The sequence below is a fragment of the Rhodococcus sp. IEGM1339 genome (genome assembly GCF_050321925.1).
Lineage (GTDB): Bacteria > Actinomycetota > Actinomycetes > Mycobacteriales > Mycobacteriaceae > Rhodococcus > Rhodococcus pyridinivorans.
On the sequence record NZ_JBNQFT010000003.1, the window covers coordinates 125,907 to 139,751 of the forward strand.

General features: G+C 67.8%; 12 protein-coding genes, 1 pseudogene and 2 riboswitches. Of the genes and pseudogenes, 6 read left to right on the top strand and 7 right to left on the bottom strand.

The window, feature by feature from the left end; translation table 11 throughout:
- Nucleotides 1-5 precede the first annotated feature (5 nt).
- Nucleotides 6-140, bottom strand: coding sequence for a hypothetical protein (locus ACQR3U_RS05170; protein WP_006552963.1), 135 nt, complete (start codon nt 138-140; stop codon nt 6-8).
- Between the two features lie 126 nt (nt 141-266).
- Here ACQR3U_RS05170 and ACQR3U_RS05175 point away from each other — a divergent pair, with 126 nt between their 5' ends.
- Nucleotides 267-1,067 (top strand): SDR family NAD(P)-dependent oxidoreductase, encoded by an 801-nt coding sequence (locus tag ACQR3U_RS05175; RefSeq protein WP_006552962.1) that lies wholly within the window; start codon nt 267-269, stop codon nt 1,065-1,067.
- Between the two features lies 1 nt (nt 1,068).
- Here the strand turns inward: ACQR3U_RS05175 and ACQR3U_RS05180 are convergent, their stop codons facing one another.
- Nucleotides 1,069-1,602 carry an Rv2732c family membrane protein gene (locus ACQR3U_RS05180; protein WP_230809890.1) on the bottom strand — a complete coding sequence of 178 codons (534 nt, stop codon included), beginning with the start codon at nt 1,600-1,602 and terminating at the stop codon, nt 1,069-1,071.
- 264 nt (nt 1,603-1,866) lie between these two features.
- Here ACQR3U_RS05180 and ACQR3U_RS05185 point away from each other — a divergent pair.
- Nucleotides 1,867-1,977, top strand: a pseudogene (locus ACQR3U_RS05185) (SDR family oxidoreductase); the annotation flags it as partial.
- A 70-nt stretch (nt 1,978-2,047) separates the two neighbouring features.
- On the opposite strand, the gene ACQR3U_RS05190 reads toward ACQR3U_RS05185, so the two are convergent.
- The 5 genes from ACQR3U_RS05190 to ACQR3U_RS05210 all read right to left on the bottom strand — a co-directional run bounded on the left by ACQR3U_RS05190 (nt 2,048) and on the right by ACQR3U_RS05210 (nt 9,145).
- Nucleotides 2,048-2,725 (bottom strand): polysaccharide deacetylase family protein, encoded by a 678-nt coding sequence (locus tag ACQR3U_RS05190; protein ID WP_230809891.1) that lies wholly within the window; start codon nt 2,723-2,725, stop codon nt 2,048-2,050.
- The gene (locus ACQR3U_RS05195; protein WP_230809892.1) at nt 2,637-3,929 is read right to left on the bottom strand and encodes a cobalamin-independent methionine synthase II family protein; all 1,293 of its coding nucleotides are present in this window, start codon (nt 3,927-3,929) and stop codon (nt 2,637-2,639) included. The genes ACQR3U_RS05190 and ACQR3U_RS05195 overlap by 89 nt, the downstream gene beginning before the upstream one ends.
- Before the next feature lie 29 nt (nt 3,930-3,958).
- The gene (gene metE / locus ACQR3U_RS05200) at nt 3,959-6,241 is read right to left on the bottom strand and encodes a 5-methyltetrahydropteroyltriglutamate--homocysteine S-methyltransferase (protein WP_230809893.1); all 2,283 of its coding nucleotides are present in this window, start codon (nt 6,239-6,241) and stop codon (nt 3,959-3,961) included.
- 144 nt (nt 6,242-6,385) lie between these two features.
- Nucleotides 6,386-6,603, bottom strand: a riboswitch (cobalamin riboswitch).
- A gap of 211 nt (nt 6,604-6,814) precedes the next feature.
- Complete coding sequence (locus tag ACQR3U_RS05205; protein ID WP_230809894.1) at nt 6,815-8,320, bottom strand: PepSY-associated TM helix domain-containing protein; 1,506 nt, start codon at nt 8,318-8,320, stop codon at nt 6,815-6,817.
- Nucleotides 8,321-8,626: 306 nt separating this feature from the next.
- Entirely contained in the window at nt 8,627-9,145 is a 519-nt protein-coding gene (locus ACQR3U_RS05210) for a hypothetical protein (RefSeq protein ID WP_006552955.1), read from the bottom strand.
- A gap of 224 nt (nt 9,146-9,369) precedes the next feature.
- Nucleotides 9,370-9,497, top strand: a riboswitch (cobalamin riboswitch).
- Nucleotides 9,498-9,724: 227 nt separating this feature from the next.
- Between ACQR3U_RS05210 and ACQR3U_RS05215 the strand changes: the two genes are divergently transcribed.
- From ACQR3U_RS05215 to ACQR3U_RS05230, 4 genes are all read left to right on the top strand, one after another.
- Nucleotides 9,725-10,792 (top strand): ABC transporter substrate-binding protein, encoded by a 1,068-nt coding sequence (locus tag ACQR3U_RS05215; RefSeq protein WP_230809895.1) that lies wholly within the window; start codon nt 9,725-9,727, stop codon nt 10,790-10,792.
- A gap of 146 nt (nt 10,793-10,938) precedes the next feature.
- Nucleotides 10,939-11,886: a FecCD family ABC transporter permease gene (locus tag ACQR3U_RS05220; protein ID WP_230809896.1), complete on the top strand. Its 948-nt coding sequence runs from the start codon at nt 10,939-10,941 to the stop codon at nt 11,884-11,886.
- Nucleotides 11,883-12,953, top strand: a complete 1,071-nt coding sequence (locus ACQR3U_RS05225; protein WP_230809897.1) for a FecCD family ABC transporter permease — start codon at nt 11,883-11,885, stop codon at nt 12,951-12,953. Before ACQR3U_RS05220 ends, ACQR3U_RS05225 begins: the two co-directional genes overlap by 4 nt.
- Complete coding sequence (locus ACQR3U_RS05230) at nt 12,950-13,780, top strand: ABC transporter ATP-binding protein (protein WP_019291075.1); 831 nt, start codon at nt 12,950-12,952, stop codon at nt 13,778-13,780. Before ACQR3U_RS05225 ends, ACQR3U_RS05230 begins: the two co-directional genes overlap by 4 nt.
- Nucleotides 13,781-13,845 lie beyond the last annotated feature (65 nt).

Below are 13,845 nucleotides of genomic sequence, written 5' to 3' on the forward strand. Positions count from 1 at the left end.
CGAGATCACTTCTCGTCGTCGTCCGAGCGCTCGACCACCTCGGGAGCGTTCTCCCGCGTTGCCATGCCGCCGTTGCGACCGTGATCGACCGGCCCCGGTGGGTCCTTGCGCACCTCGTCGTCCTTCTTCGACGTCGTCACTTCTACCTCCGTACGCTGGGCCGACTCGTGTCCGGACGGATACCCGCAGACGTGCACGCGCACACTTCGGGGTGGCGTCGGTGCTCCGGACCGGATTGACTGGACCCAACGACACAAGGAGGCAGCATGCAGATCCGTGACAGGGTTTTCGTCGTCACCGGTGGAGGCAACGGGATCGGACGCGATGTCGTCCTCGAACTCCTCGTGCGTGGCGCGCGGGTCGCGGCGATCGACTTCCGCACCGAGGCTCTCGACGGCACCCGTGCTCTGGCGGACGCCTATGTCGACCGTCTCACCACCCACACGGTCGACGTCTCCGACCGCGCTGCCGTCGAAGCGCTGGTGACCGAGGTGACCACTGCGCACGGACGGGTCGACGGCGTCGCCAACGTCGCCGGCATCATCCAGAAGTTCGTCCCGTTCGCGGAGCTGCCATACGACGAGATGAACAAGGTCCTCGACGTCAACTACTGGGGTGTCGTGCACATGTGCAAGGCGTTCCTGCCCGCACTGCTCACCCGGCCCGAAGCGAGCCTGCTCAATGTCTCGAGCATGGGAGCCTTCGTGCCCGTGCCGGGCCAGTCCGTCTACGGCGCGAGCAAGGCGGCGGTCAAACTGCTCACCGAAGGTCTGTACGCCGAACTGCGCATGACGAAGGTCGCGGTGACGCTGGTGTTCCCAGGCGCCGTCCGCACCGGCATCGCCGAGAACTCCGGTGCCGCCATCCCGGGACGCAGCACTGACGCCTCCGTCAAGATCACCTCGTCCGCCGAGGCAGCCCGCAGGATCGTCGACGCGATCGAGAAGGGCACCTTCCGGGTGTGCATCGGCAAGGACGCGACGATGCTCGACCTGCTCGCCAGGCTCATGCCGCGTCGCAGCATCGAGTTCCTGGCGAAGAAGATGGGCTCGCTCGTCGAGCGCTGACCTACCGGCCACCGGTCCGCAGCGGATGCGGCCGGGGCGGGACGTCCGTCGGCGACCGGCTCAGCACGATCGGCAACCACTGCGAGGTCATCACGATCATCACCAGCCATTCGGCGACCAACGCCACGGTCGGGTGATGCGGAGCGTTCGTGATCATTCCCGCCTGCGACCAGTACGCCAACAGCCCGAAGAACGACGACAGCCCCGAGCCGAGCATCGCGAGCGACGCCAGCTTCCATCGTCGCAGCCACAACGCCAGCGTCGAGATCACCACCCCGAACACGAGGGCCAGGGCCGCGAAGATCCGCAGCGGCACCGCCACGGGTGCGGTGTCGCCGAACCAACTACCGAAGACCGTCCACGACCACGCCGACGACGTCTGCGGAAGCACCATGCACACCGTCAGGACGACGACGCAGATCGCCAGGACCCGTCCGCGGCGACCGGCGTCGAACTCCCCGGCGACCTTCATCTCGATCCGGGCGAAGTCGTTCCGATAGGCCGACAGGTCCGCGCTCGTACCGTCCGCGCTCATGCCTCGACCTCTCCGTTCCGACACATGGGTGGCCATTATGCGCCGCACACCGATGTGACCTCGCTCATGTCGTCCACCTGCGATTATGCTCCGACACATGCGTCCGGAGCGGTGCCGGTGTGGCGCCATGGTGCACCGGGTATCGCCCCTTACGAACCCGATCGAGGGAGGGCGAGAATGCCGGACCAGGACCAGTACCGCATGCAGCACCCGGGAGAGCAGCACCCCGTTCCGCCGCTCGAGGAGCAACCGGAGATCGCCTACCCCGGCCAGCCCGCCGAACTCGCTCCGGCCTATGTCTTCCTCGCCTCCCAGGAGTCGAGCTACATCACCGGGGAGACCATCGCCGTCACCGGCGGAGTCCCGTTCACCTGAGAATCAGAGCGCGAAATGGTCATCGGAGCGCGTAACAGCGCGCATCGATGACCATTTCGCGCCCCGGAGTTCACGAGGTCTGCATGTCGAGCAATTCCGACACCGTCACGAACCGGTAGCCCTCGGCGCGCAGGCCGTCGACGATCCCGGGAATCGCCTCCAGCGACGCTGTCCGGGAGGGGTACATGACGTGCAGCAGGATGATCGAGCCGGGACGGGTCTCGTCGAGTGCGGTCTGCACGATCGTCTCGGTGTCGGACGCATCGGAATCCGGTTCGACGTCCCACATCACGGTGGTCCGGTCGTGCTGGTCGAGATAGCGGGGGAGCGCGACGAGCTTCTTGCCGTAGGGCGGGCGAAAGGTGATCTCCCCGTCGAACCCGGTCTTGCGGATCGCGGCGTCGGTGCGCTCGATCTCCTCGGCCACCGTGCCGCTGCCGACGAGCATCATCCTGCGGTGCGTCGCGGTGTGATTACCGAGTTCGTGCCCGGCCTCGACGATGGCCCGGCCCAGCTCCGGTCGTTGTTCGAGTTCCGAGCCGGTGACGTAGAAGGTGGCGGGGACGTCGGCGTCCTCGAGGGTCTGCAGGACCTGCGGGGTGAGGACGCTCGGGCCGTCGTCGAGGGTCAGCGAGACCACCTTCTCGGGTGTCTCCACCCTATGGACGAGCGCCCCGAACAGCTGGAAGGTGCGGGAGTTCGAAAGCTGGAAGATCGCGACGGCGACGACGACCAGCACCACGAGCACGGCGGATACGACGACGAGGGTTCTTCGGCGGGATGCCATTCGGACATGGTGCCTCATCCGGTGTCGATGGGTGGAGGACGCCCGGTTGCGCCGTTCCGGGACCGACGCCGGGTCTTGCGAGATTCGCGAAACGTTCGATGCGGTCGGCCACGAGTTCGGGATGTTCGACGACGTTCGTCGCGTGGCTGATGACGCCGGGCACGATCTGCTTCCCGTCGGGAAGCTTCACGTCCTCCCACACCCGCCACTCGTGTTCGTGACGGACGTTGGCGGCCTCGAACGAGTACGACCCGGCGTCGATGTCGAGCATGGTTTCGACGAGGTACTCGAACTCGAGATCGGTGGTGTGCGGGCCATGCCAACTGCCCCAGCACAGATGGAAGCGGATCCGGTCCTGGGGCAGACCCCGCAGGGCGTAGTTCAGCGCTTCCACCCGGATGCGGGTGAAAGCCAGGTAGTCCTCGACGGTCGGCTCGGGGTTGATCTGGTCCCAGTTCTCGGCGACGGACGGGTCGTCGATCTGCAGGATCAGACCGGCGTCGATGATCGCTTTGTACTCCTCGCGCATGGCATCCGCGCATGCCCAGATGAATTCTTCCTCGGTTGCGTAGTGCTCGTTGCCGATCCGCGAGGCGCTACCCGGTGACAAGGAAGTCATGAAACCGTTCTCGACCCCTGCGGCCGCCAGCGCGGACTTCAGATTCGCGATGTCCGACGCGATGGCGTCGTGGCCGATATAGGTGACCGGTCCGGTCGCAGTAGGGAAGAGGGGTGCCTCCTTCCCGATCGACACCCCGCTGTCGGGATCGCCGTAGGCCTCAGCGAACAGCGTCCAGTCGCGCCGGTCGGGGAAGGTGGTCAGACGCACGTTGCCGGGTGTCGACCGGATCGGTGTACTGCCGAACGGTCCTCCGTCGGTCAACTGGAGAACGGACAGGCGCTGGAACGAGTACGACCACCAGGCACCGTAATCGACGGTCGAGGACAGGGTCTTGCCGTACTCGCCGTCGCCGGGAGTGCAGATGCCGAGGTCGACCTGGCGCCGAACCAGCGCGGTCACCTCGTTGCCGAGCAACTGTGCGAACTCCTCGGAGGTATCGAGGCGAAAGCCGTCTGCCGCTTCTCGTCGTGCTCGGTTGGCTTCGACGACGGCCGTGGTGCGCGGGAGACTTCCCGCACGGGTGGTGCGAATATGGGTGGACATTGTCGACGACCTTCTTCGTAGTGCGGTAGTTATCGGTTCAGCTCGGCACGCACGGTGGCGGCAGCGGTGACGAGATTCGCCAGTGAGGCCGTGACCTCCGTCGTGCCGCGGGTCTTGAGCCCGCAGTCCGGGTTGACCCACAGTCGCTCGGCTGGCACCGCCTGCAGAGCCTTGCGCAACAGTGCTGTGATCTCGTCCTCGCTCGGGACCCGCGGCGAATGGATGTCGTACACGCCGGGGCCCACGCCGAGGTCGAATCCCGCGGCGTCGAGATCGTCGAGGACCTCCATGCGCGAGCGGGCCGCTTCGATGGACGTGACGTCGGCGTCGAGTTCGACGATCGCCTCGATCACCTCTCCGAACTCCGAATAGCACAGGTGGGTGCGGATCTGCGTGGAGTCGGCGACACCGGATGTCGCCAACCGGAACGCACCGACCGCCCACTTCAGGTAGTCGGGTTGTTCCGACGCGCGCAGCGGCAGGAGTTCACGAAGCGCAGGCTCGTCGACCTGGATGATGCGCACCCCGGCGGCCTGCAGGTCCACCGTCTCGTCGCGGATCGCGAGCGCGATCTGGTCGGCGGTCTCGGCGAGCGGTTGATCGTCGCGGACGAACGACCACGCCAGGATCGTGACAAGGCCCGTGAGCATGCCTTTGACCGGCTTGTCCGTGAGAGACTGGGCGTGGACGATCCACTCGACGGTCATCGGTGCACGGCGTGCGACGTCACCGTAGAGGATCGGCGGCCGCACACACCGCGTGCCGTAGGACTGCACCCAACCGTTGGTGGTGGCGAAGAACCCGTCGAGCTGCTCGGCGAAGTACTGCACCATGTCGTTGCGTTCGGGCTCGCCGTGCACCAGCACATCGAGTCCCAGCTTCTCCTGCAGCGCAACCACGTCGGCGATCTCGTCGCGCATCCGACGCACGTACTCGCCGTGGTCGATCTCACCCGTGCGCAACGCTGCACGGGCCACGCGGATGCGGGCCGTCTGTGGGAACGAGCCGATCGTGGTCGTCGGCAACAGTGGCAGATCGAGATGGCGACGCTGGATCTCACGCCGTCGATCGGCAGGGGTGCGGGTGCGGTCGGTGCAGATCGAGGCAAGGACACCTCGCACCCGATCGTTGCGTAGACGTGGATCCGAGGCCCGCATCTGCGCGGCGGTACGGGCAGCGGCGAGTTCGTCGGTGACGGCGTCGCATCCCGTACGCAGAGCGGTCGCGAGAGTGACGATCTCCGAGACCTTCTCGCTGCCGAAGGCCAACCACGTGCGCAGCGATGCGTCGAGATCCGGTTCGGCATCGATCGTGTACGGCACGTGCAACAGTGAGCACGACGACGACACCGCAACGGCGGCGGCGGAACCGAGCAGGGTGGCCAGCGTCGACAAGGCCTGTTCGAGGTCGGTGCGCCAGACGTTGCGGCCGTCGACGACGCCGGCGACGATGAGCTTGTCGGCGAGCTCGGGCAGGCCTGCGATTCCGGTGGTGCTACCGGCTACCAGGTCGACGGCGAGACCTTCGACTCCGGTGCGTGCGAGCCGCTCGAGCGCCGGCCCGAGGCTGCCGAAGTACGACGCGACGAGAATCGACGGCCGCTTCGGTGCCTGCACCAGGGCGTTGTACACCCGTCCGATCGCATCGAGGGCAGGTGAGTCGAGGTCGCGGACCAACGCCGGTTCGTCGAGCTGTACCCAGTCGACCCCGGTGTCGGCGAGCTGCGCCAACAGGTCCAGATAGAGGGGAACGAGCTCGTCGACGCGGCCGAGCAGCGGTCCTTGCCCGTCGACGGGCTTCGACAGCAGCAGGAAGGTCAGTGGACCCAGGACGACGGGGCGAGCGGGCACACTGAGCTCGCGTGCCTCCACGATCTCACCCAGAATCTTTGTGGCATCGAGTTCGAAGACGGTGTCGGGTCCGATCTCGGGGACGAGGTAGTGGTAGTTGGTGTCGAACCACTTGGTCATCTCGAGTGGGGCGATATCGTCGGTGCCGCGTGCTGCGGCGAAATAGCGGTCGAGGTCGTCGGCGATATCCGCGACCCGGGCAGGCAACGCCCCGAGCATGACTGCTGTGTCGAGGACGTGGTCGTAGAACGAGAACGTTCCGACCGGGATCGAGTCCAGCCCGGCTGTGTGTTGACGTGACCACGTGTCGGCGCGCAGTTGTGCGGCAACCGATTCCAGGCCACTGCGGTCGAGGCGCCCGGCCCAGTAGGCTTCGGTGGCCTTCTTCAGTTCGCGGTTCGGTCCGATGCGTGCGGGGCCGAGCACGGTGGCGGTGAATGAGGATGCTGTCGGAGCAGACATCAGGTTTTCTCCGGTGTTCGTCGCTGGGTGGTCTACCGCCCGATGAACGCGCATCCCGATACGAGCCCCGTGTTCTCGACCTGTGGTCGAGGTGTTGCCGATCGGCGCGCGCCCATTCCACGAGGCGGCATACCGTCGGGCACGGCGTGCCCGACACGATCGGCAGGTCTTCGGACTCGCAGGCACCCATTCCCGATTCCGTCGGGATGGACCTAGTGGCCGTCGCTTCCCAGACCTGGTGGTCCAGTGCTTGGTGACGGCGGTCGTTCCTGCATACCGCTGCGGGACAGTCCCGGATTCCCACCGGGTTCCCTCTCACACCCGATACCTGTCGGCATCGGGTGCTTCGGCGCGCACATGAGGTCTTCGGGGCTCCTCACGACGACATGCGGCGAACCGATCGCAGCGCCGACTATACAAGGATCGCCTCCTTCCTCGGCGTCCGTGGGCTGGACGACGCTCTACCAAGTCCGGAATGCGTTCCTCTGTATACGAACTCGGGAGTGTGAGGATTGCCCGGTCGGCTCGGATCCGGTGGCAGGATCCGAGCCGCCGGGCCGGAGACAGCGAGACTCAGCCGGTCGCGGAGGTCCCCTCGGGGGAGTGCTCGGGCGAACGCCGGCGCCGCAGCAGACCGACCGCGACGTCGACGAGCAGGAATGCGAGCAGGCTCAGTCCCAGCAGCGGAGCGAACCACCCGACGGTCACCGCAGCAGCGACCACCGCGACGACGGTGACCGGGTGCAGGCGTCGCCACGTCCCACGCAGCGGTGGGCGCGCCACCCGGCGCGATCCGCGGGTGGGGCGACGCTGCCACCACAGCTGGTAGCCGCGCACGATGACCGTGCCCAACGCGACCGCGAGAGCGAGCAATACCAGCTGGTTGAGCAGCCCGAACAAGATGCCCATGTGCAGGGCGATGCCCCAGGTGGTGAGCTGGGCGGCCAGCGGCCAGTCCGCGAACGTGTTGGTGGCGGTCACCGCCCCGGTGGCCGGGTCGATCGCGACCGCGTCGGTGACGAACTGCCAGGGCTGGCGGGTTTCGGTGACGGTGACGGCAGTGTGGCCGTCGGCCGGGATGCTCATCTCGACGTGTTCGGTCACTCGATGCTCGGCAGCGGCGGCAAGGACGCGGTCCAGAGCGCCGATGTTGCGATCGAGTGCGCCCGTATCGGCAACAGCGGCAGTATGGCCGTCGTGGCCGTCGTGTCCACCGGCTGCAGGCGCGGTGTCCGAGACGCCGAGGGTGGTATCGAGCGTCGGGGTGGTCCAGCTCAACGCGGTACGCAACTCGCCCACATTCGCCCCGGCATATGTGGACCAGGTCAACCCGGTGGCCGACAGGAAGATCGAGCCGACCGCGATCCACAGGCCGGTGGTGCCGTGCCAGCCGAGGGTGCGGTTGCGGCCCCGCGCGCCGCGGTCGAAGGTCAGCAGTCGCGCCGACTGCCGGGTGCGGGTGCGCTGGGTGCGGTAGCGCTGCACCCACAGGTACACCCCGCCCAGAGCGATGACCCACAACCAGGAGGCGGCCAGTTCGCTGTAGATCCGGCCGGGCTCACCCAGATGCAGGTGCCGGTGCAGCTGGGAAATCCAGGTGCGTACCGGCAGCGCGCTGCTACTGCCGTAGACCACCGACTGACCGGTCGACGAGGCGGTCGCGGGATCGATGAACACGGCAGTGCGCTCGGATTCACCGAGGGACGGATCGGTGAACAGCACCCGGGTGGTCTCACCGACCTCGGATGCGGGGCGTACCGCTGAGACGGTCAGGTCCGGGCGTAGCTGCTGGGCGGCGCGGACCTGCTCGGCGACCGGCAGTGCCGGACCGGTGGAATCGACGTGCAGCAGGTCGCGGTAGAGCACCTGTTCGAGGGTCGGGGCGATCGCGTAGAGGCCCCCGCTGATCGTCGCGATCAGCAGGAACGGGGCCACCAGGATCCCGGCGTAGAAGTGCAGCCGCATGATCAGCGGTCGCATGCTGCGCGGCGGGGAAGAATCCTGCGCCGCAGCCCGGGCGGGCTCGGCGGCGGAATTGTCCGCGGCGGTGGTGCCGCGGTCGAGTTCGGGAACGGACATGAGTGTGTCTCGATTCGGCTGTCGTGAGGTGCTCACCGTGTGCGCGTTTTTCGGCGGTGTCCGTGCAGGAGCACGGGCACCGCTGGAGATGCGGTCGGTGAGGCGACCGTCAGGAAAGGCGGGCATCGAGGGGACTTGGCAGATCGAATCCGGTCGATGCCGCTGAGGGCACGCACGCCATACACTCGGCATCCCAGCACGGGGCGAAGGCAGGACGGCGGAAGAAGAATGTCGGACACCCGTCGGCGATCGCGTGCTCTCCCGCGCCGGGGACGGCGCAGCAGGCGGATCGGGTAGGGAGGCCGACTACGCCGCGGTCGGCGGTCCGCGGGTACCGGCGGCGGCGCCGGCCAGCAACCACAACGACAGCGTCGCCCGATAGAGCGGGGTCGCCGACCAGACCACGGTCTGCGCAGGCGGGACAGAAACGAGCACCAGCATCACGCGGGTGAACGCCCCCAACACGTGCAGGCACGCACCTTCGACGGCGCGCACCGCAGCGGCGGAGACCGCAACAGCGGCAAGGTGGGCGGCGATCATCGCGGGCGACAGTTCCAGCCCGTGCGCGTGGTCGTCGACCACCGAGAGGGTGGTGTGCCCGACCACCTGTCCGGCAGTCAGTGCCGCGAGGAGAAACACCCAGTTCCGATCGCGCACGGTGACGGCGGCGACCGCGGCACCGACGCCGGCGCACGCCGCCAGCAGCAACACCACCGCCGACTGGCTCGGCGGCATCCCGCCACCGGCCACACCATGGGCGGCGATACTCACCGCCCCCGACACCGACCCCACGGCAGCACCGCGCACCTGCGCAAGCACCGGCATCCGTGAGTCCACGCCGCGAGGATAGCGTTGATTCCCCTCGGGTCTCTTCTCCGGTGCCGGGACAGGGCCGGGCGATGACGTCGGTCTCCCGCACAGCGGTGGTACCGGCGTCGAACAGGACACAACCGCTACGCCGTTCGAGTGGCGTTGCGCCATCACCGACCTGCACCGCCCCCGGCTCCTACGTCGGCCGAGCCGGGAATTCGGGCATGGTCGGCTCCTGCTAGCCTCAGTTCGTCCATCACGATGGGATCCGAGGAAGCCGGTGTGAATCCGGCGCGGTACCGCCACTGTGAGCGGCGCTTCGACAAGCGTCTGCGAGCCAGATACTCACCCCATTCGTACCTTTCAGCATCGGGGCGGCCTACCCCGAGAAAGGCTGCGCGAAGCCGTGCACCCATCTCTCTCCCATTCTGTCTCCGCTGTACCTCTTCGGCGTCCGGATCCTGTCGAAGGGCGCGCCATCGCGATCGCCCACGCACCGGGAATCAGTGATCAGGTCGCTGCGACCCGCACCTTCCATGCCTTGATCCGGCCCGAGTGCCGATTCCCCCAGCGCATCGAAAGGACGGCCGTCGCATGACTCCGCTGAACCGTCGGACGCTGAGCGTCGCCGCCGCATGTCTGACGCTGATCCGCGCGAGCGCATGTGGCGCAGACGAGGAGAACGCCGCGTCGGCCGACTCCATGACCGTCGAGAACTGCGGGATCGACGTCACCGTGGAAGCGCCACCGGAACGCGTGTATGCCGCCTACCAGCCGGCCATCGAGATTGCGCATGCGCTGGGCATCAGCGACCGCCTGATCGAGACCGCCTTCCTCGATGCTCAGGTGTTGCCCGAGTACGCAGATGCCCAGGAGCAGGTGCCGTACGTCGAGAAGCTCCCCAGTCGTGAGGCGCTTCTGGCCACCGGTCCCGACTTCATCCTGTCGGGGTACAACAACGTGTTCACCGAGGACGGCGCCGGCGACGAGAGCTTCGGCACGCGGGCGAGTCTGACCCGGCTCGGCATACAGAGCTGGATCCTCAGCCCGCTGTGCCCCAGCGCGGACGGACTGTCGGACGAGGCGATCGACCCCGCCACCGTGAGCGTCGAGACGATCTATGACGACCTGCGCGACCTCGGGGCCCTGTTCGACGTCGAGGAGCGCGCCGAGGAGGTCATTGCCGATCAACAGCAGCGCATCGCGGCGGTCGACCAGGTGCTGGCCGGGGCGGACCGCCCGAGCGTCGCGATCGTCCTACTCGATGAGGGCGGTGGCATCCGCGTCGCCGGTGGCATCGACTTCGGTACCCGGATCATCGCGCAGGCCGGGGGCGTGAACGCCTTCGCCGACCTCGTCGAGCGACGCCACGTCGCGATCGACCTCGAAGAGCTGATCCGTCGCGACCCCGATGTCATCTTGACCAGCACCTGCTGCGACGCCTCCTATACCCGCCAGGACGGCGCCGAGGAGGCGCAGACGATCGTGCAGAACCCGGCGCTCGCGGGCCTGTCGGCGGTGCAGAACGGTGCCGTGCATCCCTTCCTGTTCGCTGACCGCGCCGCCGGAGTCCGCATCGCCCATGCAATCGAGCTGCTGGCTTCGCTGCTGCACCCCGACCTGGCCATCCAGGACGAGACCGGACAAGACGGGGGCGAGTGAGGTAGGCGGTGACGACGGCGGCAACGACCCCGGAGCGGTCTGCGGACGGTCCGGCCCCGGCTGCCGGCGCGCCTGTCGTGCGTTCCGGCCTGCTGAGCGGCAACCGTACTCGCCTACTCGGGCTCGCGGTGGCCACGATTGTTCTGGTGGCCGTGACCCTCGGCTCGGTCCTGCTCGGCACCCTGCCGGTCGGCTTCTCCGACGTGGTCGGGGCCGTTACAGGTTCGGCGGACAGTGACGTCGAGCGTGCGGTGCGATATATCCGCATCCCGCGGACCGTGACCGGATTGCTGGCCGGGATGGCGCTCGGCCTCGCCGGCGTGGTGATGCAAGGTCTGACCCGCAACCCCCTGGCGGGACCCGGACTGTTGGGCATCAACGCCGGCGCGGCGCTGGCGGTGGTTTCGGCGATGGTCGGTCTCGGCATCACGAGCGCTGCCGGTTACGTGTGGTTCGCCTTCGCAGGAGCTGCGGTGGCCGCCGTCTTCGTCTACATGCTCGGCTCGCTCGGTCCGGGTGGTGCCACGCCGGTGAAGCTCGCTCTGGCCGGGTCGGCGTTGACCGCGCTCCTGGGCGCGGTCACCACGATGATCACCCTCCAGGACGCCTCCACGATGGAGGACTTCCGCTATTGGGTCGTGGGATCGTTGACCCGTTCGGACAGTGACGCTTTGGCCGCGGTAGCGCCGTTCATCGCCGTCGGTGTCGTCCTGGCTGTTGGCCTGACCCGCGCGTTGAATGCTCTGGCTCTGGGTGAGGATCTCGCCCGCAGCCTCGGTGCCCGTGTGTGGGTCGACCGCATCGCGGGGGCTCTCGCTGTGGTTCTGCTTGCGGGTGGCGCCACCGCTATCGCAGGTCCGGTCGGGTTCATCGGGCTCGTGGTACCCCACATCGCACGGATGATCACGGGCTCGGACTACCGCTGGGTGCTCGCCTGGACCATCGTGCTCGCGCCCATGCTGCTGCTGATCGCCGACATCCTCGGACGACTCCTGGTCCAACCCGAACAGCTGCAGGTCGGGATCATCACCGGCCTGGTCGGCGCCCCGTTCTTCCTCTACCTGGTCCGCAACCGCAAGGTGGTCGGCACATGAGTTCGCCGGTGCGCCGCGGTCCAACCCGCGACACGCTCCTGGTGGCCCCGCGAGGTACCCCGGTCTCCTTTCGGATCAGCCGCTCCTCGGTGCTGCTCACCGTCCTCGCCGGCGTGGCCGCCGTTGCGGTCGCCACGGCTTCCTTGGTCCTCGGGGTGTACCCGATCTCGGTTTCCGACGCCGTCACCATCGTGGGAGGCGGAGGCACCCTCATCGAGCGCGAGGTCGTGCTGGGCGACCGCCTGCCCCGGGCACTGACCGGGCTCGGTGTCGGCGCGGCTTTTGCGCTCTCGGGGGCCATATTGCAGCGCATCGCCGCCAATCCGCTCGTCAGCCCCGACATCATCGGCATCAATTCCGGGGCGGCGATGGGCGCATTGACCGTGCTGCTTGTCGTGGGGGGCAGCGGTCTGCAGCTCGTGTTCGGTGCGCTGGCCGGCGCGGTCCTCGCTGCGCTGATGATCGTGCTCATCGCTTACCGGCGCGGTCTGCACGGCTTCCGGCTGGTGCTGGTCGGGATCGGTGTCGCGGCGATGCTTTCCTCCGCTATCTCCTATCTGCTCACCCGTTCCGACATCCACCGAACCATGAGTGCCGCTGCCTGGCTGACCGGCAGCCTGGCCAATCGGAGCGGGCTGCACGTGACCATCATTGTCATCGCGCTGGCGGCGACGGTCCCGGTCCTGATCGTGGAGTCGCGGCACCTGCGGCTGCTCGAGCTCGGCGACGATCTCACCCGCACCCTGACCGGAGCCGGTCAAGGCCGCAAGGTGTTGTTGCTGCTGATTGCAGTGGTCCTCGCCGCGATGGCGACCGCAGCTGCCGGACCCATCGGTTTCATCGCGCTGGTGGCGCCGCAGATCACTCGCCGCATCCTCGCCGAGCGGCAGATCGGCCTTGCGCCCTCTGCCGCCGTCGGCGCCCTTCTGGTGGTCGGCGCCGATCTGGCGGGCCGTTCGATTTTCGCGCCGTCGGAGATGCCCGTCGGAGTCCTCACGGCGATCCTCGGAGCGCCGGTCCTGCTCTATCTCCTCGCCCGCGCCCACCGCATCGGAGCCGCCGGATGACACCACAGCCAGCACACGCGATCCGGTCGGTCTCGTTGACGACCGAGCAGCTCAGCCTGGGCTACGGATCCTCGCTGATCGTCGACCAGGTGAGCACGAGCCTGCCTGCCGGCCGTATCACGGCGATCGTCGGACCCAACGGGTGCGGCAAGTCGACGCTGTTGCGGGGCCTGGCCCGCCTGTTGTCGCCGCAGCACGGCCGAGTCCTTCTGGACGGTACCGAGCTCACCGAGATGCCGGCGCGCACACTGGCCCGCGCCCTCGGTCTGCTGCCGCAGCAGCCCCTTGCCCCGGACGGCATCACCGTCGCCGATCTCGTCGGCCGGGGCCGGCATCCCCATCAACGGTGGTTCCGACAGTGGAGTGCCGAAGACGAGCGGGCGGTGGCTGCCGCACTGGCGGCGACCGGCGTCGACCAGCTGGCCGAGAGCCCGATCGAAGAACTGTCCGGTGGCCAACGCCAACGCGTGTGGATCGCGCTGGCGTTGGCCCAGGATCCCGACATCATGCTGCTCGACGAGCCCACGACCTTCCTCGACCTGGCCCATCAAATCGAGGTGCTCGATCTGCTCGCTTCCCTCAACCACCGGCTCGGACGCACCATCGTCCTGGTGTTGCACGATCTCAACATGGCCAGTCGCTATGCCCATCACCTTGTGGCGATGCGAGCGGGGACGCTGGTGACCGCCGGACCGCCCAGCGAAGTCATCACTTCCGAGATGGTGCGCGACGTCTTCGGTGTGGAGGCCACCGTGATCACCGATCCCGTCGCAGGCACACCGCTGGTCCTGCCCCACCGGTCGGTCGACATCGAGGCCGCCCGGTGACCGGGCGCGTTCTGCCTTCGCGGACGGACCGCTCCGCGCCGGACCTCGGTCGGCGCCCGGCTTCA